The 22390-nt window shown below is 34.0% G+C and carries 22 protein-coding genes; 14 read left to right on the top strand and 8 right to left on the bottom strand.

The features are described 5' to 3' along the window. Positions 1-242 precede the first annotated feature (242 nt). The 3 genes from VEU72_08235 to VEU72_08245 all read left to right on the top strand — a co-directional run bounded on the left by VEU72_08235 (position 243) and on the right by VEU72_08245 (position 2182). Positions 243-1295 carry a hypothetical protein gene (locus VEU72_08235; GenBank protein ID HYL67117.1) on the top strand — a complete coding sequence of 351 codons (1053 nt, stop codon included), beginning with the start codon at positions 243-245 and terminating at the stop codon, positions 1293-1295. Between the two features lie 24 nt (positions 1296-1319). Beyond that, positions 1320-1784, top strand: a complete 465-nt coding sequence (locus VEU72_08240) for a pantetheine-phosphate adenylyltransferase (protein HYL67118.1) — start codon at positions 1320-1322, stop codon at positions 1782-1784. Positions 1785-1849: 65 nt separating this feature from the next. After that, positions 1850-2182 (top strand): hypothetical protein, encoded by a 333-nt coding sequence (locus tag VEU72_08245; protein ID HYL67119.1) that lies wholly within the window; start codon positions 1850-1852, stop codon positions 2180-2182. A gap of 1 nt (position 2183) precedes the next feature. On the opposite strand, the gene VEU72_08250 is transcribed toward VEU72_08245, so the two are convergent. Next, positions 2184-2465, bottom strand: coding sequence for a hypothetical protein (locus VEU72_08250; protein ID HYL67120.1), 282 nt, complete (start codon positions 2463-2465; stop codon positions 2184-2186). Between the two features lie 4 nt (positions 2466-2469). Further along, the gene (locus VEU72_08255) at positions 2470-3585 is read right to left on the bottom strand and encodes a tryptophan--tRNA ligase (protein HYL67121.1); all 1116 of its coding nucleotides are present in this window, start codon (positions 3583-3585) and stop codon (positions 2470-2472) included. Between the two features lie 52 nt (positions 3586-3637). Between VEU72_08255 and VEU72_08260 the strand changes: the two genes are divergently transcribed. From VEU72_08260 to VEU72_08275, 4 genes are all read left to right on the top strand, one after another. Then, on the top strand, positions 3638-5065 hold the full coding sequence (locus tag VEU72_08260) for a phenylalanine--tRNA ligase subunit alpha (GenBank protein HYL67122.1): 1428 nt from the start codon (positions 3638-3640) through the stop codon (positions 5063-5065). After that, positions 5056-6687 carry a phenylalanine--tRNA ligase subunit beta gene (gene pheT / locus VEU72_08265; protein HYL67123.1) on the top strand — a complete coding sequence of 544 codons (1632 nt, stop codon included), beginning with the start codon at positions 5056-5058 and terminating at the stop codon, positions 6685-6687. Before VEU72_08260 ends, pheT begins: the two co-directional genes overlap by 10 nt. A 331-nt stretch (positions 6688-7018) precedes the next feature. Next, positions 7019-7258 (top strand): Lrp/AsnC ligand binding domain-containing protein, encoded by a 240-nt coding sequence (locus tag VEU72_08270; GenBank protein HYL67124.1) that lies wholly within the window; start codon positions 7019-7021, stop codon positions 7256-7258. A gap of 153 nt (positions 7259-7411) precedes the next feature. Beyond that, entirely contained in the window at positions 7412-7978 is a 567-nt protein-coding gene (locus VEU72_08275) for a hypothetical protein (GenBank protein HYL67125.1), read from the top strand. Positions 7979-8390: 412 nt separating this feature from the next. On the opposite strand, the gene VEU72_08280 is transcribed toward VEU72_08275, so the two are convergent. After that, complete coding sequence (locus VEU72_08280; protein ID HYL67126.1) at positions 8391-9023, bottom strand: hypothetical protein; 633 nt, start codon at positions 9021-9023, stop codon at positions 8391-8393. A gap of 462 nt (positions 9024-9485) precedes the next feature. Here VEU72_08280 and VEU72_08285 point away from each other — a divergent pair, with 462 nt between their 5' ends. The 5 genes from VEU72_08285 to VEU72_08305 all read left to right on the top strand — a co-directional run bounded on the left by VEU72_08285 (position 9486) and on the right by VEU72_08305 (position 14339). Then, positions 9486-10019, top strand: a complete 534-nt coding sequence (locus VEU72_08285) for a hypothetical protein (protein ID HYL67127.1) — start codon at positions 9486-9488, stop codon at positions 10017-10019. Between the two features lie 25 nt (positions 10020-10044). After that, the gene (pdxS, locus tag VEU72_08290) at positions 10045-11013 is read left to right on the top strand and encodes a pyridoxal 5'-phosphate synthase lyase subunit PdxS (protein HYL67128.1); all 969 of its coding nucleotides are present in this window, start codon (positions 10045-10047) and stop codon (positions 11011-11013) included. Further along, positions 11010-11627, top strand: a complete 618-nt coding sequence (gene pdxT / locus VEU72_08295) for a pyridoxal 5'-phosphate synthase glutaminase subunit PdxT (protein HYL67129.1) — start codon at positions 11010-11012, stop codon at positions 11625-11627. Before pdxS ends, pdxT begins: the two co-directional genes overlap by 4 nt. Before the next feature lie 86 nt (positions 11628-11713). Beyond that, a complete protein-coding gene (locus tag VEU72_08300) occupies positions 11714-13990 on the top strand; it encodes an aconitate hydratase (GenBank protein HYL67130.1) in 2277 nt (758 codons plus the stop codon). A gap of 64 nt (positions 13991-14054) precedes the next feature. Continuing rightward, the gene (locus tag VEU72_08305; protein HYL67131.1) at positions 14055-14339 is read left to right on the top strand and encodes a hypothetical protein; all 285 of its coding nucleotides are present in this window, start codon (positions 14055-14057) and stop codon (positions 14337-14339) included. Here the strand turns inward: VEU72_08305 and VEU72_08310 are convergent. Further along, positions 14336-15328: a zinc-binding dehydrogenase gene (locus VEU72_08310; GenBank protein HYL67132.1), complete on the bottom strand. Its 993-nt coding sequence runs from the start codon at positions 15326-15328 to the stop codon at positions 14336-14338. The genes VEU72_08305 and VEU72_08310 overlap by 4 nt on opposite strands. 390 nt (positions 15329-15718) lie before the next feature. On the opposite strand from VEU72_08310, the gene VEU72_08315 reads away from it, so the two are divergent. Further along, positions 15719-16642 (top strand): DMT family transporter, encoded by a 924-nt coding sequence (locus tag VEU72_08315; GenBank protein HYL67133.1) that lies wholly within the window; start codon positions 15719-15721, stop codon positions 16640-16642. Positions 16643-16665: 23 nt separating this feature from the next. Here VEU72_08315 and VEU72_08320 read toward each other — a convergent pair whose 3' ends face one another. The 3 genes from VEU72_08320 to VEU72_08330 all read right to left on the bottom strand — a co-directional run bounded on the left by VEU72_08320 (position 16666) and on the right by VEU72_08330 (position 20173). After that, positions 16666-18981: a valine--tRNA ligase gene (locus VEU72_08320; protein HYL67134.1), complete on the bottom strand. Its 2316-nt coding sequence runs from the start codon at positions 18979-18981 to the stop codon at positions 16666-16668. A 1-nt stretch (position 18982) separates the two neighbouring features. Then, entirely contained in the window at positions 18983-19804 is an 822-nt protein-coding gene (locus VEU72_08325) for a 6-carboxytetrahydropterin synthase (protein HYL67135.1), read from the bottom strand. Between the two features lie 84 nt (positions 19805-19888). Beyond that, positions 19889-20173, bottom strand: coding sequence for a 4a-hydroxytetrahydrobiopterin dehydratase (locus VEU72_08330; protein HYL67136.1), 285 nt, complete (start codon positions 20171-20173; stop codon positions 19889-19891). Positions 20174-20252: 79 nt separating this feature from the next. Here VEU72_08330 and VEU72_08335 point away from each other — a divergent pair, with 79 nt between their 5' ends. Continuing rightward, positions 20253-21008: an asparagine synthase C-terminal domain-containing protein gene (locus VEU72_08335; GenBank protein ID HYL67137.1), complete on the top strand. Its 756-nt coding sequence runs from the start codon at positions 20253-20255 to the stop codon at positions 21006-21008. On the opposite strand, the gene purB is transcribed toward VEU72_08335, so the two are convergent. Beyond that, complete coding sequence (gene purB, locus VEU72_08340; GenBank protein HYL67138.1) at positions 21001-22362, bottom strand: adenylosuccinate lyase; 1362 nt, start codon at positions 22360-22362, stop codon at positions 21001-21003. The two genes, VEU72_08335 and purB, sit on opposite strands and share 8 nt — an antisense overlap. Positions 22363-22390 lie beyond the last annotated feature (28 nt).

A 22390-nucleotide genomic window follows, 5' to 3' on the forward strand; every position in this document is an offset into this window, starting at 1 on the left:
AATTTAAAATTGCAAGATTGGGCACAAGCGGGCGTATACATTCCTTTGGCAGTAGGATTGATTCCTGGATTTGTTTACTGGTGTGTAATTACCGCTCGTAGAAGTAAAAAGTAGATCGTAAAAATCTTCATTTTCTTTTTATGTTTATTAATCAACGCAAGTTTAGTAAAACCTTCTAATCCTCATTGTTTAGATTATGATATACAGTATATGATTAATCACTAAAGTAAGATGAATGTTGTATGAAGATTGCCTTTACACTTGTCCTTCTGTTAGCATTTTCATTACTTTCATCAAATTTAGTATGGGCAGTAGGTGGTAATACTCTACCATCTGATACTAGTTTAACTGTAAAAATACCTGATACGAGCACCTATAGCTATAGGGCAGCTGATGGTACAACGGTAGTACTTGGTGAAGTTGAAAATGATAATAACTTTCCAATCACAGGTGTCACTATCGGTGTTTCATTTTTAGATCAAAATTCTAATCCCTTGGAATACAATACTGGTTCTACTTTGCTTAAAGTTATACCTGGAAACGGAAAGGCTCCATTTTCAATTTCATCAACAAAATCAGATCCTGCTATAGTAAACGTTCAAACCAAAATTGCAGGTTTTACTTCTTCCTCATCTAGACAACAGGTCCTAAACATTGTACCTGGACATTTACAAATTGCATCAAACCTCTCCCTTTCTGGAACTATAAAAAATACCGGAACAACTACCTCTTCTGGAACTAAAATTTATCTAATTTCATATGATGCATTTCAAAGAGTTGTATCTGTATCTAATACAGAACCAATTGATATTGGTCCTGGAACAACATCCAGCTTCAGCATAACATCTACCCCAAACTCACATGCAAAATTATACAAACTTGTTGCAGAATCTGATAGCTATCAGTCAACTATCACTGATGTAACAGATGTCACTGCAACATTACCAATTATGATTAGTGGTACCTTAGTTACAGATCCACATGGTAACAAATATTCCACAATACCGGTTGGGGCTCCTGTAAAAATTACAAGTGAATTAAGAAATCTTGGAAGTCAGACAACCCAAGCATATGTTTACTATGTACAAGTAAAAAATTTCGCAGGCGAAGTTGAATTTATTGGAAAATCTTCAGGTGTATTTCTTGGTGAAAGTGATAACGCAACCGTAACTTGGAATCCAACCACTGATGGACCATTTTTTATAGAGACATATGTATGGAGTTCTGATAATATTCCTCTTGCCCCATCTGGACCTATAATAAATGTGGTACTTGTGAAGTCTCAACAGAGTTAATTTAACCCACAACAAAATGTATTCATGGCAAAATTCCAGCTAGTGGCGCTTGGTGGCACATTTGATATTTTACACAAGGGTCATCTTGCTTTATTACAAAAAGGATTCTCAATTTCGTCTAAAGTTATAATTGGTCTTACTAGTGATGACCTTGCTGCAAAAAAAGGAAAGAATCTTTTACATAGTTATTTTGAAAGATATCATACTTTAGAATCAATAATAAAGAAAAATTTTCCAAACTCTCAATTTGAAATAAGCAAATTGGACAATGATTTTGGGCCTGCAGTACTAGAAAAAGAAGTAGAGGCTTTGGTTGTAAGTGAAGAAACCATAAGACAAGGTCATATACTAAATAAACTAAGACATGAAAGGCAACTGCTGCCAGTAGAAATAGTGAGCGTTCCCATGGTATTAGCAACTGATGGCAAACGCATCTCAACATCACGGATCAAGGGTTCCGAAATTGATGCTGAGGGTAACTTACGCTGAATTGACAAACAACTTTTCGAACTTTGAGTAAGTGTGCTAAAACAGAAAATTTACAGCACTAGACATTGAAAGAAATTACTGAGCAAATGTTAAGAAAAATGTCAAACGACGTCACTAATCTAAAAGAAGGCCTTAATCCTGAAAATATTGCTTTTTGGTATAAAAAAGCAATAGATGAGGCAAAAGATATGGCTCCTCCATGGCTTGTAGATAAGATAAAGGTAAAACAAGATCCTATACTTCATATGAAGTTTAACTTGGATATTTCAAAACGTGCTGTGAGATATCTGATGATGACAATAGAAAATCATATTGATGAAATGCCATATTCAACTAGACTGTATTTTCTGAAAGTTCAGGAAATACTTACAGATGAAATGAACAAGACATTGGTATAATTCATTCCTTTGTTATTTCTACTATGTTTTCAATAACTTCAGTATTTGTTATCCTGTTTGATTTTTCAACAACTGACTGAATAAAATCGGCAAAAGACTCTGCTTCTAATTTATCTCTTAAAAGAATACTATGTGCTGATTTGTCCTTTAGTGATACAATAATTTCATTATCTATAATCTCCAAAATACCTGAAACAAAAGTCTCTTTGTTGTCTTTTACATAAATAAGACTAGATAGTTTCTGGGCTTCATACTTGTCTTCACAAATGATTCTTTTTTTCATTTTATCATTCAAACAAAAATTTTTCTACTTGATCTTTTGCTTTTTCTCGTTTCTTTTTAAACTCTGTGATGAAAGGCTTTGTTGCCTCTTTGAGATCACACTTGCATTCTCCACATAAAAGATCCCCACCTTTACACTTTCTTGCCCTTTCATCAGATTCTTTCTCAGATTCAAAAAAGTATCGCAGATACCAAAAAACAGGACAGATGCTAAAATTCGCTCCTAGTTTACGTTGCAATTCAACAGTTGGTTGTCCACCTGTAAATGAATTTGATATTTTTTTATCAATTATTTCATCACTATCTGTTGTAAAGATGGCGGTTTCTGGTATAGATGATGACATTTTTCCTTTCATACCAAGACCAGGAAGAAACTTTGAATGAATCTGAGCTGGTTTTGGATATCCCATCTTTTCTGCAATGTCTCTAGTAACTCGCCAGTATGGATCTTGATCAATAGCAGCGGGAATTAGCACGGGCGTAGGTTTTCCCTCTAAAACTGATGGAAGAAAACACGGTGCTGCCTGAATTGGTGGAAAGCCAATCATGCCAATATTTGTAGAATTTTGAAAACCGAACACCGCCTTAACGGTCGAATATGTTATTCTTTTTGCAATTTCAAGTGAAATAGGATATATTTTTTTGATGTCCTTAGTATCGATGAGAATTTTTGTTTTTTTAGCGTCAAAGCCTACTGCAATTATGTCTAAAATATTCTCTTTTGTATACTTTGATACATCATCAAATGATTTTTCATCACTATAGAGAAATTTTTCATCATCAGTAATTTGGAAAATTAAGTTTACATTGAATTTATCTTGTAGATATTTTGTAAAGATCCAAGGAAGTAAATGCCCCATATGAATTAGACCTGATGGACCTCGCCCTGTATAAAGATAGAATTTGTTTCCCTTTTCATATTCAGTTAAAACCTTATCCAAATCTCTATGACTAAAAAAGTATCCTAGTTTCAACATTGGATGCAATTCACCAGTAATTTTTTCTATCTTTCTTTGTAATTCAGGTGAAATTTTTTCAGTTCCAAATTTTTGTACAAGTTTTTCATAGTCAACGTCACCCTCAACACTCCAAGGAGTAACTGTGAATTCGTCAACTGACATTCATCATTCAGTTAGGTTAAGGTTTAAAAAGTCTTTTTGGCTCTTTGTGATAATGTCACAAGTTCTTCATCCAATAGAACAAAAGCTTCTCAAATCATTACTTGAAAAACAAAACTTAACACCAGAAGATCTTTGTGAAAAAACACAATTATCTATAGATCAAGTGAGACGCGGTATTGAGTGGCTTAAATTCAAAGAATTAGTTCAAGTTAATGAATCTGAGAAAAATTTTGTTGCTCTAGGGAAAATGGGAAATGAAGCATTTGAGAAGGGATTGCCAGAACGACAACTTGTTAATTACCTCAAATCAATAGATGGTTTTTCTTGTGAAATGAGTCAAGCAAAAGGCCAATTAAAAAATGAATTTAGTCCTGCTATTGCAAATGCAAAGAAAAATGGTTGGATAGAAATTTATGAAAATAGGATTTTACTTAAAGGATATCATGATACTACCCCTGAAGAAAGAATACTCAAATTAATTGCTTCAAAAAATCCTGCAGTATCTTCAATAGATGAAATAGGAGATAAGAATACACTTGACTTGCTAAAAAAAAGACCTGAATTTCTTACTTTTACTTTTACAAAATATACTACAGTAAATCTTACTGAGAAAGGAATAGAGACAGCAAAGAACGTATCAAGTGTTGCTGATGTTCTTGTAAGAGCAATTGATGTAGAATCTCTCGCGCCTACGGTTTTTGCTGCAAGATCTCATCCACTTCAAGATGTAATTAATGAAGTAAGAGAAATTTTCATTGGACTAGGATTTACAGAAATTGTTGGTAATCAAACTCAATCTAGCTTTTGGAATTTTGATGCACTTTTTACCCCACAGGATCATCCTGCAAGAGAAATGCAAGACACATTTTATCTTAAGGGACTACATGCAAAAAACATTGGTACTAAAAATCAAATATCAAATGTATCTCAAGTGCATAAAAAAGGATGGAGATATAACTGGAAACTAGAAGAATCTAAAAGATTAGTTTTACGTACTCATACTACATGTGTAACAATAAAAGAGTTGGCAGATAACAGACCTGAAGAAGCCAGAATATTTTCTATCGGTAGAGTTTTTAGAAACGAAAAAGTCAGCTACAAACATCTAGTTGAGTTTAATCAAGTAGAGGGAGTGGTAGTTGGTAAGAATGTCTCATTGAGAGATTTGATGGGATTACAAAGGGAGTTTTATTTGAAGATGGGCATGAAAAAAATAAAATTTTGGCCTACTTTCTTTCCTTACACTGAACCATCTTTACAATCAATGGTGTATAATGAAAAGCTCGGAAAATGGGTAGAGCTTTTTGGTATGGGTATTTTTAGACCTGAGGTAACAATTCCACTTGGAATAAAAAATCCAGTTCTTGCTTGGGGTGGAGGAATTGAAAGAATTGCAATGCTCAAATTTGGATTGGATGATGTCCGTGAACTTTACAACAACAACCTTGGTTGGTTGAGGAATGTATCAAAATGCCAGTAGTTACTTTATATTTTGATAGGATTACAAGCATCCTTGGCAAAAAAATCTCAAAAGAAAAAATCGTCTCAACATTGCCTTTTATTGGATTGGATATTGAAGAAGAAACAAAAAATTATGTTAACGTGGAATACAGTCCTAATAGACCAGACTATTCAACAGATTATGGAATAGTATCTAGTCTGCAAGGTCTTCTTGGAATAAAAACCGGCATGCCAAAACTAAAAATCAAAAAAGGAAAAGATGCCATAATAGTAAATCCATCTGTGAGAAAGATAAGACCGTTTGTAACAGCTATAGCGGCAAAAAATGGAAAGCTTGACGATGAAACAATACAGCAGATTATTGTCATGCAAGAGGATCTTCATAATGGAATTGGAAGAAGAAGAAAAAAGACATCCATAGGCATACATGATTTAGATAAAATTTCATTTCCATTAACATATACAACAACTAGCAAGAATCACAAATTCATTCCTCTTGAATCATCACAAGAAATGACCATAAATGAAATTCTCAAGAAAGATGAAACAGGTATAAAATATGGACATTTGGTAAAAAACTCTGAGAAAGCTCCAGTTATCTTAGATTCAAATGGTCATACGATATCATTCCCACCAATAATAAATTCAGAACGAACAAAGATTTCAAAAAATACTAAAAATATACTAGTAGAAATTACAGCAATTGAAAAAAATGCTGCCGAAGATACTCTTGCAGTAATAGCAAACATACTTCAGGATGCTGGTTTTGAACTCTTTTCTATAAAAATTAGTGGCGCTAATAACTCTACTCCATTACTGAAACCCCGAATTATGATTCTTGATACGGAACTAGTAAACAAAATACTTGGCATAAAAATTTCAATATCTAAAATGGTGTCTGCACTTAGAAAAAGCAGATTAGATGCTCAAGGAAAAGGAAAAAAAATTGTTTGTACTATTCCTCGATATAGAACAGATATTTTTGGACCAATGGACCTTATTGAAGAAGTGGCCCTTGGATATGGTATAGAAAACTTTGAACCAACAATTCCTGAATCTATTTCTGTTGGTCAGAAAAATAAAGTTACAACTACATTAGATTCAATAAATTCAGTAATGATTGGTCTTGGATATTCTGAAGTAATGAATCTCGGTCTAGTTAGTCATCGTGTCTTGTATGATTATACAAAAAGAGATGCATCTAAGATTATCTCAGTTAGCGATTCTAAAAGTCAGGAGCATAACATACTACGTGACGCTATATTGCCTGGTCTAATTGATACTTTATCTAGAAATATTCATGAACCATATCCTCAAATGCTATTTGAAACTGGCACTGTATTCTTAAAAAACAATGATGAAATTAAAGAAGAAATCCATCTTGCATGTGTTAGTGCCCATAATGATGTTAGCTTTACAGAAATAAAATCAGTTTTACAGTCTTTTCTTAAAACAACATTTGGTCTAGAATGTAAAACCATCACTTCTTCAAACTCGATGTTTATTGAAGGTAGAAGTGCGGACATATTTGTTAACAACAAAATTGGTGAAATTGGAGAGTTTCTTCCTGAGATAACTGGTAATTTCAAGTTGAGAGTGCCAATTGCAGGTTTTGAGATAAGACTTACTGGATTATATTAAACGAATAACAAATTATTTTTGCCCCAAAAGCACGCAGACGGACTGGTATGATAAAACATGATTTTTGGTCCACCCAGCCGTGCGACATGGGCACCCCGGTACAAGAACAAGATGAGGGTTGGCTAATGCTACCAATGATTTTTTGTGGGTCAGAACCGGGGAACATTTACTAATTTTTATTTGATAAATATTGTAAAATGATTTTCAATATTTTTCATATTTTATTGTTCAATTTTTTGTCTAATTATAAATAAAATGAAGTTTTTTGTATTTGTACTCCATCAAAACTTCCGATAGATCTATTGATATATTTGCGTTGTATAGGTACTATATGGCAACTGCATATGTGTTAATAAATTGCGAACTTGGTTCTGAAGAAGCAATTATCAGCCAGTTAAAAGCAATTCAGGGTGTCAAAGAAGTACATGGTACCTTTGGTGCCTATGATATTTTGGCCAAAATAGAATCGCCAACAGTAGAAGCCCTAAGAGAAGTAATAACTTGGAAAATTCGTAAAATCGAAAAGATCCGTTCTACTCTAACGTTGATGGGAATAGAAGGCCAAAGTTAACTTATTCCACTTTTTGTGGATTAAGTAATAAATAATTCATCTCATGAACTGAATTATTTTCGAATTTACTGCTAACCGTTTCTTTTTTTATTCATTATTTTATGATGCATCTTAATGCAAAGACCTTTTAATTATAATGTAATTTTTGCAAATATGTTAATACATTTTATTTTTCTTGTAAAAGAAGATGAATTGGAAAAAAGATCTTGGGAATTTGAATATATATCAAAAATGGCACAATTTTATAAAAAATGGATTGCAGAGACTTTCTCAATACAAGTAAATGTGCTTTCAGATCAAATGATAGTAAGATCTGGACGTTCTTTTAGTTTGGTTAACATTCCGGCTCTTGTAGAAGATCATAGAAAAAGAGGAGAGGATGTTTTTCATTTTTATTTGACATATTTTAGGCCGTTGTGGACAGATTGTACATGTGAAGGATATTTTGCTGAAAACTTTGGTATGGTTTGGTGGGAAAAAAATGATAAAAAAGACGACATTTCATTTCTAATGGATAAAAACTGTGTCAAAGTCTCGCACGAACTTGCTCATGAGTTTTTAAGACAATCTGGTTACAAAAATTACAAGGAACTTGTGCATGATGTATGGGACAAGCACCTTTTTGCGTCACTACCTTTTGAATATTATAATGAAAATTTTGTAAAGACTAGCAAACAACCAATTTTTGCAACAATTGATGCATCAGGCTTTCGGTTATAGTAGCATCACCAGTTTCTTTTAATCTCAAAACTTCCTATTGAATTAATGTTAAGTTGCAGGGGGGAATGTAAAACTAAGTTTAAACCATCTCTTGGAAAAACTATCGTTCGTTATATGGATGGACAAAAAAGATGCAGTGTTTGCGGTGTGTATTTTAGGTGGGATGGTACAAAATGCCCATGCTGTAGTGCGGTATTACACGTTAGACCACGACATTCTAGGGCAAAAGAAAAGTATTATGAAAAAGATGCCATAAAATGGCTGTAAAAGACTATAAGTAGGTCTTGGAAATTTTTTTTATGCCAGAATTCATATGCCCAGATTGTGGGCAAAAATTATTTCATGAAAATGAAACCACTTTAAGTATTGAAAAACAAGTACATACAAAATTCTGTTCAGCTAAAAAAGCTCACTAGCACTTTGTTACAGAATAGATTCTGTTTTCAAAACTTGCTGTTTTAAAGTCTATTTTATTTTCTGGATCTTTTTTACGAGATTTGCTTAGTTTCTCCAAGTTCACTAATGCTTCACCATCAAAACCTACTGAAGATCCGAAAATTCCGTCTGTTAAAAGATTTCCATGTTCACCTTTCTTTATATCATCGACAATTTCATAGAATTTTATTGCCTCTTTTTTGGATGTTGGGCCACCAGTTGATTTGTTAAAGCCAACAGCAATGTACATGCCATTATTTTTTACAGCCACTGGTACTTTGTGAACTTTACCTGATACACCAGGAATTTTTTCATTAAGTAAAATCTCACACTTGTGGAACATGCTTGATATGTAAGCAAAAAAGCGATAATTTGCATAAAGACCAGAGGCGTCTTCAGCACAATCAACAAAAACTCTATGAAGCAATTCGAGAGCAGTGTCATTCATACTCTGCAGGCGATCTTCAATTCTGCCCTTTTTAATAAGTTCAGAATTACAATCCAGTGCCACTTTTTCTAGAATGAAATGTGGTAGATTGTAGTTTTTCAGCGTGGAAACATATGTACCAGTTTTGGATCCGCCAAAACTTGGAAAATTACTGCGACTCAATAATAGTTACCTCCAATACATTTTATATTAACTTCAAATATCCCCACTACGATCAAAACTTCTATAGATGCTTTTAGCTTATAACTGTTATCTAAAATAAAAAATAAAATGGTGGGGCCGACCGGAGTTGAACCGGCGACACACGGGTCACTACAGCTCCAAACTGTACATCATCCTTTCGTCAGTGAAGCTAGTTGAACCACTGGAGCCCTTAGCGGTGATCATGTGATCTATCCTGTCGCCATGCCAGGCTAGGCTACGACCCCACGTAATGAACATAAAACCACTCGAATTTTAATTTACTTGACCGCCGAAGATTTATTTGTTATAAGACCGACTAATTTGTTAGTGTGATTTTGTCCAAATTTATCTTAACCATTTCAACTAATTTGCTGATAACGCTAAATTATGAAAAGAGAAAACATTAAGAAATGAACCTAATTTTGTGTAGGAAAATCTAAAATGGTAAAACCAGTTATGCTTTTGCTTGGCGCCATTCCTGTGCTGGTGGCTATTTTTTTCATAATACCACAACTCATCAGACCAGAAGTTTCAACATCTGCAGTAAATTCTGACGATGTAATTTCTATAGAATATGATAAACAACATTTAAAGAAAGTATCATTTGGATTGACTGAAAGTCTAGGTGCTGATAAAACGGAGGTTCTTACCATACCAAATGACGGAGAAACAACTTATCAAGTCACAGAAAATGGATATTCTGCACCTGAAGTAAAATACCAACTAGAAAAATCAGAATTAACAAAACTGACAGCTTTGATTAAAGAAACTGGATTTACAGAAATTCCTTCCGATTCTTTTCCTGTGAAACCAGAGGTACAAGAATATGACAAATTTGGTCTGCAAGTTACATTAAACGGTAAATCAGTTAATCTTCATTGGGCTGAACAAAATGCAAGTCAAGTCTTCATTCCTCCTATTGTAACCCAAGTTCAATCTGAACTTGACGGAATAATTGCAGAAATAATAAAATAAATAGATCTCGCAAGGATCATCTTTCATGATACCGCTTTCTGGTGATATTGCAGACACAAAAGGAACTATCAAGGAAAAAATAGAGTCATATTCCATTAAACGAGGAACATCTACACTTAAACGCGGATTTGCACACATGTTGAAAAATGGAGTTGTAATGGATGTTACAACTGTTGAACAAGCGCAAATAGCTGAAGATGCAGGAGCAGTTTCTGTAATGGTTTTAGATAAACTTCCATCTGATGTAAGAAAAGCTGGAGGAGTTGCAAGAACTGCAAGTATTCGAGTTATTGAAGAAATTATGGATGCAGTAACAATTCCTGTAATGGCAAAATGTAGAATAGGACACGTTTACGAAGCTATGGTTTTACAAGAAACAGATGTTGACATGATTGATGAATCTGAAGTTTTGACTCCTGCTGATGAATTCAGGCATATTTGGAAATGGGATTTTACCACGCCATTTGTAAATGGTGCAAGAAGTCTTGGTGAAGCTCTTAGAAGAATAGAAGAAGGTGCAGCAATGATTAGGACAAAAGGTGAACCTGGAACAGGAAACGTGGCAGAAGCGGTAACTCATATTAAAAATGTAAACACCGAACTTCGAAAGATAAAATCAATTTATGATTCTGGTGATGAACAAGATTTGGTTAGTGCTGCAAGGGAAATGAAAGTCTCATATTCTCTAATAGAAGAAACAGCAAGTCTCGGAAGGCTGCCAGTTGTCAATTTTGCAGCTGGTGGAATATCAACACCTGCTGATGCTGCCTATCTTATGACACTTGGATGTGATGGAATTTTTGTTGGCTCTGGAATATTCAAAGCAGAAGATGCTAAAGAACGAGCACAAGCTATAGTTCTTGCAACTACGTTTTGGGAAGACCCTGATAAAGTAAAAGAAGCTCAAAAGATGATAGATGAAAGACAATCTATGCTAGGTCTTGATACCAAAAACCTAGAACTTAGGATGCAAGAGCGTGGAAGTACAGCATGAATGGGCTTAACATTGGAGTACTTGCCGTTCAAGGTGATGTTGCAGAAAATATAATGGCAACAAAAATGGCTATGGAAGAACTTGGTATTGAAGGGATCGTAAATGAAATAAAAAACCCAGAACAAATTTCTGATCTTGACGGTTTGATCATTCCAGGGGGAGAAAGTACAGTAATAGGAACACTTTCTCTAGTAAACGGGTCTCTAAAGAAGATAAAAGAAAAAATTGCTTCTGGCATGCCTGTTTTTGGAATTTGTGCTGGTCTCATACTGCTCTCAAAAAAAGCAAAAGACCGAGTAGTAGGTGAGATGGATCAACCACTCTTAGATTTGTTAGATGTAAAAATTGAACGAAATGCATTTGGAAGACAACGTGATTCTTTTGAGTCAGAAATCTCAATGGAAAAGATAGGGGTTCCCAAATTCCAAGGGGTCTTTATCAGAGCACCTTCAATTATGGAAATTGGACACAACGTGGAAATAATATCAAAATTTAATGAAAAAATAATTGCAGTAAAACAAGGGAAAATTCTTGGTACATCATTTCATCCCGAATTAACAGATGATCTTTCATTACACAAATATTTTGTGAATCTTGTTAACGAAAAAAACTAGCAAAATAACTAATAGATTAAATTTTTGAAAAACAATTTTTTGATATTGTTTGTAACTATAAATTGTAGATGATTCCAGTATATGTTATGGAAATAGAAACCACACCTGAACTTGTATCACGTGTTTATAAAAAAAGTGAAGAAAATATTTCCAAATATAAAAAGAAGGTAAACAGTGCACTTACACTTACTGAGAAGATCCTTATAGGACACTTGGAAGAATTAGTAGAAGAGGACAATTTACAGAGAGGTAAGAGTTATGTCTATTTAGGACCTGATAGAGTGGCCTTACAAGATGTAACTGGGCAGATGGTTGTTTTACAGTTTATGCAGTCAGGATTGAAAAGAACTACACTTCCAACAACAGTCCACTGCGATCATTTGATTCAAGCTAGAATTGAAGGTGTGGTTGATACCTTGGTTGCTCTTGATGAAAATAGTGAAGTGTACAAGTTTTTGGAATCGGCCTGTAGTAAATACGGGATGGGTTTCTGGAAACCTGGAGCTGGTATAATCCACCAAGTTGTTCTTGAAAATTATGCATTTCCAGGAGGTCTTATGATTGGAACTGACTCTCATACCCCAAACGCTGGTGGTCTTGGAATGCTTGCCATAGGTGTTGGTGGGGTAGACGCAGCAGAGGTTATGGCTGGACTTCCTTGGGAACTTTTGTATCCAAAGCGAATTGGAGTTTATTTGAAAGGTGAGCTTAACGGATGGACTGCTCCAAAAGATATTATTCTATATGTGGCAGGAAAACTTACAGTTTCTGGTGGAACTAATGCAGTCATTGAATATTTTGGACCAGGTACAAAATCAATCAGTTGCACCGGAAAAGCAACAATAACGAACATGGGAGCTGAGATAGGTGCTACATGTTCCATCTTTCCATATGACAAAAGAATGGAAACTTATCTTAGAGTTACGAATCGTGGAAAGATTGCAGATCTTGCAAATCAGAACATGTACTTGCTTACTCCCGATCCTGAAGTAGAACAAAATCCAGAAAAATATTTTGATCAAATAATAGAGATAGATCTTTCACAACTTGAACCTAATATTGTAGGACCGCATACTCCTGATCTTACCAGACCTATTTCTCAGTTGGCAGACGACGTCAAGAAAAATAACTATCTTGATAATATTTCAGTGGCTCTCATAGGAAGTTGTACTAATTCCTCTTATGAGGATATGTCAAGAGCTGCCAGCATCGCAAAGCAAGCAAAATTAAAAGGAATAAAAGCAAAAATTCCACTTCTTGTTACTCCAGGCTCAGAACAAATACGAGCAACAATAGAACGTGACGGTCAAATGGATTCTCTAAAAGCAATTGGAGCTACTGTTCTTGCAAATGCTTGTGGACCATGCATAGGACAATGGAGTAGACCAGAATTAAAAAAAGGAGAACCAAATACCATAGTCACATCCTATAACCGAAATTTCCCAGGAAGAAATGATGGAAGAAGAGAAACAATGAATTTCATTGGCAGTCCAGAGTTAGTAATTGCCTTGGCTCTTGGAGGAAAACTCTCATTTAACCCACTAAAAGACTCGCTAATTGCATCAGATGGTTCTGAATTCAAACTTCAACCTCCATCAATAGCACCAGAAGTACCACCTAATGGATTCAAAAATACCGAAGGCATCTATGTTCCACCATCAAAAAATCCTGATAGCGTTGAAGTTATAATAAATAAAAATAGTATCAGACTACAAAAACTGGAACCTTTTACAAAATGGGATGGAAATGATTTTCAAGATCTTCCAGTGCTGATAAAGACAAAAGGGAAAACTACTACGGATCATATTTCTCCTGCAGGTCACTGGCTTACATTTCGAGGTAATTTGGATAAGCTTAGTGACAACATGTTTCTTGGCGCAGTCAATGCTTTTGATGACGAAGTTGGTAAAGCAAAAAACATGATCAATGGAAAAATAGAACCGATTCCACAGATAGCAAGACAGTATAAACAAAATGGCATAAAATGGATTGTAATTGGTGATGCTAATTATGGAGAAGGAAGCAGTAGAGAACATGCTGCAATGACTCCTAGGTATCTAGGATGTGCCGTAGTTATTGCAAAAAGTTTTGCACGAATACATGAAACTAATTTGAAAAAACAAGGAATACTCGCTTTAACTTTTGAAAATCCCAATGATTATGAAAAAATAAGAGAATCTGATAAAATTAGTATTGTGGGTCTAAGCAACTTGGAACCTGGAAAACCAGTAAAATGTTATCTAAATCATGCAGACGGAACAAAAGAAGAGATAATGCTTAAACATTCTTACAATAAATTTCAAATAGACTGGTTCAAAGCAGGGTCTGCTTTGAATATTCTAAGACAAAAAGAACACCAGTAAATTCAAATATTTTGAAGACATTATTGTTACATGAGGTTAATTCTCACCCTCGAGATTTATTGTAGTGCAAAATCTAGAACAGTACAGAATTCGTTCAATTTTTGTGGTTATCATGCTAGACGAAAAATTTGATCCTAATGCACTTTACAACAGAGTAGTACACTACTATATTGATAAAAAAGGATATTCAAAAGAAAAAGCAAATGCTATTGCTCAAAAAGTGGTGGAAAGAGAAAAGACACGAAGGATTTGTAAAAATATAAAATGTAAACATCCAATGGATGATCACATCAGAACTCAGGAAACATGTCTTGTCTTAGATTGTGATTGTAGACACTTTGTTAGTTAAATCTTGAGAATGATCTTACCAAATTGATTGCTTTGTTCCATCTTTTCATGCGCCTGTCTTGCATCTTTCAATTTATAGATGCTATCGATTAATGGTTTTATTCTTTTTAACTTCATAAATTTATGAAGTGAAACAAGCTGGGATTTTGTTCCAAGATAAGCTCCAATAATACGTGCTTCTTTACTATAAAATTCACGTATGTTTATGGTAGCTTCTGATCCAGTTGTTGTTCCACATGCTAGCATCTTTCCATCTACTTTTAATACATTAAGACTAACTGGCCATGTCTTTGTACCTACATGATCTATTACAGCATCCACACCTTCATTTTTTGTGTATTTGAGAACCTCGCTACTGATATCTGATTTACTTCTATCTATGACATGATCTGCACCTAACTTTTTTGCTTGGTTTATTTTTTTCATATCTGATGCAATTGTGATTACTTGAATTCCTTTTGCTTTTGCTAAAAGTATTGCTGCAGAGCCTACTCCACTATTTGCACCCCAAATTAACATGCTATCATTTTTTTTACAATTTGACTTTTCTAACATGTTCCATGCAGTTAGATAGGATACATTAAGTGCACACACTTCTTCATTTGAAAACCAAGACGGTTTTTTTACTATATTTTGATGTGGAACTTGGATAAATTCTGCATATCCTCCTTGATGCATGCCAAATCCGCCTATAATTGAATATGAAACTCTTGGAACACCGCTTTCTACTGCAGGATATACTACTACCTTTTCATTTTTTTTGAAACTTCCAAAACCGTCTACCAAAGTACCGCAAATATCACAACCTAAAATATGTGGAAATGAAATTTTTTTCCCAGGTAGCCCATTTCTAACCCATATGTCTAGGTGATTTACTGCACAATAATCCACTTTAACAATCACATGGCCTTTTTTTGGAGTCGGATTCTTTACCTCTTCATATGACAATACATCAGGACCACCATGTTTCCTAATGACAACTGCCTTCAATGCTAATTGTTTACAAAATACCTATTTAAAGAACACATAATATTGTAAATTTTTATCATGTTCAATTCTTGTTATATTCCTTAACACTTGATTAGCTAATTTTACAATGATCAAATTTTATCTGTGAATATTTAATTCTGTTTTCTTGCGCGAAATTAGAATAAAGATAAGTGAAAAAGATTATCTAGATTTTCTAAAAGCATCTAATGGGCATAATCTAACAATAGAAGAAAAAGATTCTTGAAATTATCAACTATTATATAATACTAGAAAGAAAAAGAATGAAGTTAGAGAAAATGAAGATCAGATTCAAACCTCTGACATAAGAGAATGTTTAGTATTATTTTTTTAATAAGGACATTTATTTAAAACAAAAATTGTATAAAATTATTGGACATATTCAAGAAGAATGATAGATCAGTACTGTTAGGATATGGTTCTGTATTGTTAGCATCTGCACTTTTTGGCTCTGTTCCTACTATTGCAAAACCGATAACATCTGACATCAATATTTTGTTACTTTCTTCAATGGCATATCTCATAACGGCACTTACGTTTACACCATTAGCAAAAAGAGCGAAGATACAAATTCGAAAAAAGGACTATGGATTATTGATAACAGTAGCGATTTGTGGTGCCGCAATAGCCCCGTATTTGTACTTTGTAGGGTTGAATCAAACCACTGCCTCAAATACATCGCTTTTATCAAATGCCGAGATTGTATTCACAGTACTTCTAGCATTACTCTTCTTTAAAGAAAAACTAAAACCAATTGGTTTTATTGCAATAGGATTAGTGTTATTTGGAGTAACTATTATCACAACTAATTTTCAATTTTCAGGTTCATTATTACAGCTAAATACAGGTAATTTTCTTATTCTTGGATCAACTTTGTTGTGGTCTTTGGATAATAATTTGAGTAGAATTCTATCAACTAAAATAGACACTGCAAAGCTTGTACAATTAAAATCTGTTATTGGTGGTGCAGTATTGCTTGGTGTAACATTTCTGTTACATGTAAACTTAGAAGTTAATCCAACACAGATACCGTATATTGTACTCATTAGTGTTGTAGGCTTTGGTGGATCGCTTTACTTTTTCTTACAAGGTCTAAAAAGAATTGGTACTATCAGAACGATCACAGTATTTTCTTTATCCTCGGTGTTTGGTATTGTATTTGCATTTACATTTTTACATGAGCAAATAAGCATCTACCAAATAATTGCAATTGCAATTATGTTAAGCGGTATCTACTTGATAAACAGACAAGAAAGTGTAAAGGAAAAACAAGAACATCAAAGTTTTGGTTTGTAAAATCTTCCTAATATATTAAAATATTATTTTAGATTATGCATAGCTTGCAAATCTTTTGCAAAAGGTGCTAGGTTGGTAGGAATCGGTATGTTAATTGAATCCTTTAGGGACAAACCTGCCTCTTTTTTCTTATTCCATGTGTTTGAATTAAATTCTAGAATTTCCTTTGTGAAAGTTGTCCAATCTTCATAATCTTCTTCTTTGACAAATTTTTCATTGTGTATGGTTTTATCAGAATAGAGGTTTTGCCATAGATAATCTGTGATAAAAGGAGTAATTGGAGCAAGTAAAAGCAAAACTGTGGAAAGTACCTTGTGAAGTGTGAATATGGCACCATCTCGTTCTTCCTCTGAAAAACCAGTTCCGTACGCACGCCCTTTTGTCATTTCTATATAATGTGCCGCAAAAAGATTCCAAGTAAATTCTCGTATTGCAGTAGCAGGAATGAAAAAGTTGTATTCGTTATAGCCTTTTTTGCATTCTATTATTAATTTGTCCAATTCTGATAAAATCCAGCTGTCAGCAGGACTAATCTTTCCTGATTTTAAAACTGAAAAACCAGAAAGAAATCTGGAAATATTCCAAAGTTTACTGAGAAACTTTTTAGTTGTTTCAATTTTTTGTTCTGAACATCTAAAATCATATCCCAAATTAATTTCACTTGCACTCCAAAATCTAAAAGTATCTGCTCCAAATTTTTGTATGATTGGTAATGGATCCACAACATTTCCTTTGCTTTTACTCATTTTTGTTCCGTGCTCATCTACACCATATCCCATTATCCATGCTTCAGACCAAGGTGCCTTACCAGTAAGTTGTTCGCATCTTAGTATGGTATAGTAGAGCCAAGTTCGAACAATGTCTTTTGATTGCGGTCTTAGAGTTGCAGGATATGTTTTTTTGAAAAATTCATCATCTTGTTTATATTTTGAAACAAAGAGTGGTGAGACACTAGAATCCATCCATGTATCAAAAGTTCTATCTTCACCAACGAAATCGCTTGAATCACATTTTGCACATTTTGGTATTGGTGAAGGATCTTTCCATGGTTGATAATATCTTCCAGGTTCTGGTACATGAGGCTCAGAACATTTTGCACAATACCATATGGGAATCTCAGTACCATAGAATCTTCTTCTTGAAATTGGCCAGTCTATTGCGATAGAATCTAGCCAATTCATGAGAATTTGTTTATGCATGGGTGGATGAAAGATGATTTTTGAGCCTATTTCTCGAATTTTTGGAACTGCATCCATCTGTTTGAGGTAATATTCCTCCAGGGGTATAATCTCAATAGGAATTTTGCTTCTTTCAGAAACAGGAGTACGGTGATTGATGTTATCGATTTTTTCTACAATTCCTTGATTTTGCAAATCTTCAATTATTTTTTCTCTGGCTTGTTTTACTTTTAATCCTGCATATGGCCCTGCCACATCTGTCATTCTACCATCCTTTCCAATTGCAATTATTTCTTGTAACTTTAGCTCTCTGAAAAGCGCAACATCATTTTGGTCACCATAACTACAAACCATAACGGTTCCAGATCCAAACTCTTTTTCTGCAGATGGATGTGTTCTAATCTCAACTTCTCTATTAAATAAAGGGATTATGACTTTCTTACCAACTATACCTGCATATCTCTCATCTTCTGGATTAACAATTATGGTTTGACATGCACACAAAAGTTCTGGTCTTGTACTTGCAACTGGTATGGTTTCATCATCGTCTTTAATTTTAAATTTCATGTACGTTAACTTTGTTGGAATTTCTACGTACGTTATCTCCGCATCTGCAATTGTGGTGCCTGTTACCCAGTCATAATTGGTTGGTCTATTTGATAGATATATCGCCCCTTTTTTCCAAAGCTCAATGAAAGTTGTTTGTGTAAGAGTACGATATTCTTTTGAATCTGTTCTATAATAATTAGAAAAATCACCACTTAGTCCAAGGCTTGTCATTATTTCAATCATCTCTGATTCAAGATCATCTAATGCGTTTGAGCACATCTTCAAAAATTCAGCTCTATCAGTTTCTCGCATTCTGATGTTGTATTTTTTTTCAGTATACATTTCAACAGGCAAGCCGTTTCTATCTATTCCAATTGGAAAAAGGACATTCTTGCCTGTCATTCTTGCCGTCCTTGCAATCATGTCTATCTGTGCATAATGAGCTGCAGCGCCTATATGCCATGGTCTTCCAGATGGATATGGAGGCGGTGTATCTATTACGAAAATGTCTCCTTCTGGATGAAAATCATAAAGGTGAGAGTCTTGCCATTGTTTTAGAATATCTTTTTCAATCTCTGGATTCCATGCAGTCTCTTTAATCTTAGGTTCCATGTCAGGATTTTGATATGTGTGATAAAATATGGGCTCCTTTGTTATATCCTTCGTAGATATAGACACCCACTGCCTCAATATTTTCTGGCATTTTAGGTATTAGGAGCTTAATTATTTCTGTAGAAAGATTTTCTACTGTTGCTTCGCCTTCAAGCAGATAGGTCGTATTTTTTGGGACCTGTAAATCAAACATGCCTTTTGGACCATCAAATGTAATTTTGTAGTGTATGTTGTCCTCTTTTATGAGATATTTTTTATTTATAAAAAATTTATGATCTAAAATAGAAATTATTTCTTTTATGATTTTTTTTGCTTCTCCAAAATCAATGAGAAGATTGTTTTTCATTTCCCCCACTAGCTCAACCATTACAGAAGATGTATGACCATGAAGTATGGAGCATTTCTCAACTAGGGGAAGAATATGTGCATAATCAAACGCAAATGAGGGATCTTCCATGAATATGGATCCTGTCTGAACTTCTTTTGTCTTGTATAGTATTACGTCATCAAGTTCTTTTATTCTTGCTGCATAATTTGGATGACCCATGGCAATTATTTTCTTATCTGGAAAATTGTTTTTCAATTCTTTGTATTTTATAATGTCTTTTTCGCTGTCTATTACTTCAATAAGACCTTTTTCAGTCTTAAAATCTACAGAAATATTTTTTCCATCTTTAAGAGATAATTTGTAATCATATTCATATTTTACATCTAAAAAGGAAAGCATCTCTGCAATAGAAAGCTCTGTCCTAGTTCTCAAAAGATTGCCTTTTCTATCAGTATATCTGAAATCAGAATCCAAAACTGCTGAACCACTTGCCATTTTGGAAAATTTGGTATCACTCTGTATATAAATTCTGTACAGAATTCAAATAAAAAATTATGAGTTTATTCTCTGTAAGGTGTACTATGACAAAGAATTGAGAGTTTTTGCGAGGTCTATGTCATTCTGGGTTATACCACCAGCATCATGAGTGACAAGATCTACCTTCAATTTATTATAAACATTAAACCATTCTGGATGGTGATTCATCTTTTCTATATGTAATGCGGCAGTTGTCATAAAACCAAACGCTTCAATAAAACTCTTAAAAGTGAATTCTTTGTGGAGTTTCCCATTTACTACATTCCATCCAGGCAAATTTGCCAATTCATTTCTTATCTGTTCATCAGATAACTTTGCTATTGTCATAATACCATTTAGTATAACAGTTATTTAACTATCAAAGTAACCGCAACTCACTTAGGAAGGTTTTTTCATCTGATACAAAATGGCTAATCTTGTATCTGAACTTTATAATCAGATTACCAAATCCATCCAAAATACTGTTAAGGATAAAAAAATCGGTATTGCTTTTTCTGGAGGAGTAGATAGTACACTTCTTGCAAAAATGTGTGTTGATCTTGGTTATGATGTAACTCTGTTGACTATTGGATTTGAAGACTCTCACGACATTATGTTTTCACAGGAAATATCAAAAATACTTGGATATGATCATAAAATTGAAAAAATAAAATTAACAAATTTTTCCAAAGTTTCCAAAGAAATACAGAAAATAATTAAAACAGATAATTTATCTTGGATTGAAAACTGTATTGCGTTTTACTATGTATCGAATCTGGCAAAACGTTATGATATAAAAAAAGTAATTACTGCAAATGGAGTAGATGAGCTATTCTGTGGTTACAACGCATATAGAAACGCAATAAAATCAGGAGAACCACATGTAATGAAACTTATGGAATCAAAACTTGAAAACGAAATAAAAATGATGAAAGCAATTAACTTGATTACTTCTCAATTTGGAGTTGTACTGATACAACCATTTCTTTCACAGGATTTTATTGATTTTGCAAAAAAAATCTCGCTTAAACATAAAATATATGATTCTGATGATCTCTTGCGGAAACACATAATCCGAGAACTTGCATTAAAAATTGGGGTTCCTGAAATATCTTCAAATAAACGTAAAAAAGCTCTTCAATACGGTTCGCTTATACATAAAACTCTGATGAAGATCAAGTAAATTTAGAACATATCTTCAATACTTTTTTGTAAACATTGTTGATTATCTGATCTGCGGCACCCAAGTGATTCTCTGGAACAAAAATTGCTTCTATTTCTTTGGTATTAAGATGTGCTGATATTGCAGTATCTTTTTTCACTGCATCTAAAAATTCTGTTTCTGCATCAGAAGCTGCAAAAGCTATTCTTTGAATGTCTCTATACGCAATTAATCTGGGAACGCCTTTTTTTATCAAGGCATCAAGCACGAATTCAGCAAAAATTTGTCCTTTTGTCATCTCTGTGTTTTTCCTAATCTTTTCTGTGTTTACATAAAGATCAGAAATAATTTTGGTCATTGCCTCTAACATCTCATCCAGTAAAATGGAACTAGTTGGAATGGTAAATCTTTCATTTGCTGAATTTGAAAGATCTCTTTCATGCCATAGCGGAATATTTTCAAATGCTATGTTAATCTGACTTCGTAATATTTTTGACAATGATGTAACACGTTCGCTTTTTGTAGGATTTCTTTTTACGGGAACTGCACTGCTTCCCATCTGGCCTTTTTTAAAAGGCTCTGCAACTTCTCCAATCTCTGTTCTTTGAAGATTTCGTATCTCGACAGCAATTTTTTCTAATGTCGCTCCAATCAAGGCATTACAAAATACATATTCTGCATATTTCTCTCGCGCTATGATCTGTGTTGTGACATCAGCAGGATACAAAAAGAGTTTTTTTGCGATTCTTTTTTGAACCTCAAGTGCTTTTGAACCCATTAGAGAACCGGTGCCTACTACACCCAAAGTTTTACATACCAGTACTCTTTTTTTACATTCTTCAATCCTGTCTACATGATTTGACATTTCAGAAGCCCAATTTGCAAATTTTAAACCAAATGCTATGATGCTTGCATGCTGTCCATGAGTTCTTCCAACAGCAGGAGTATCTTTGAATTTTATTGCAAGCTTTGCTAAAATGATAGCTAATTTTGCAACCTTTGGTTCTATTATTTTAAATGAATCTCTTACCTGCATAGAGTTACTTGTATCTACTAGGTCATTACTTGTAAGACCATAATGCACCCATGGCTTTGCTGAAGGTTTACACAATTCACTTAGTGCTTCAACCAAAGCAGCAGTGTCATGATCACTTTTTGCCTCAAGCTCTTTTATCCTCTTGGAAGTTACCTTGCCAGAGCGTGCTATTTTTGCAATATTTTGTGCTACCTCCTTTGGAATCATGTTAATTTCTGCCTGTGATTCTGCAGCGGTTGCCTCTATCTCAAGTTGATACTGGATTTTCTTTTCTTCGTCAAAAATTTCACGCATCTCTTTGGTGCCATATCGTCCACCGTCAATTGGTAAAATTGGCATATAACAAATTTAAACTAAATAAGGAAAA

Source organism: Nitrosopumilaceae archaeon, assembly GCA_035631875.1.
GTDB lineage: Archaea > Thermoproteota > Nitrososphaeria > Nitrososphaerales > Nitrosopumilaceae > TA-20.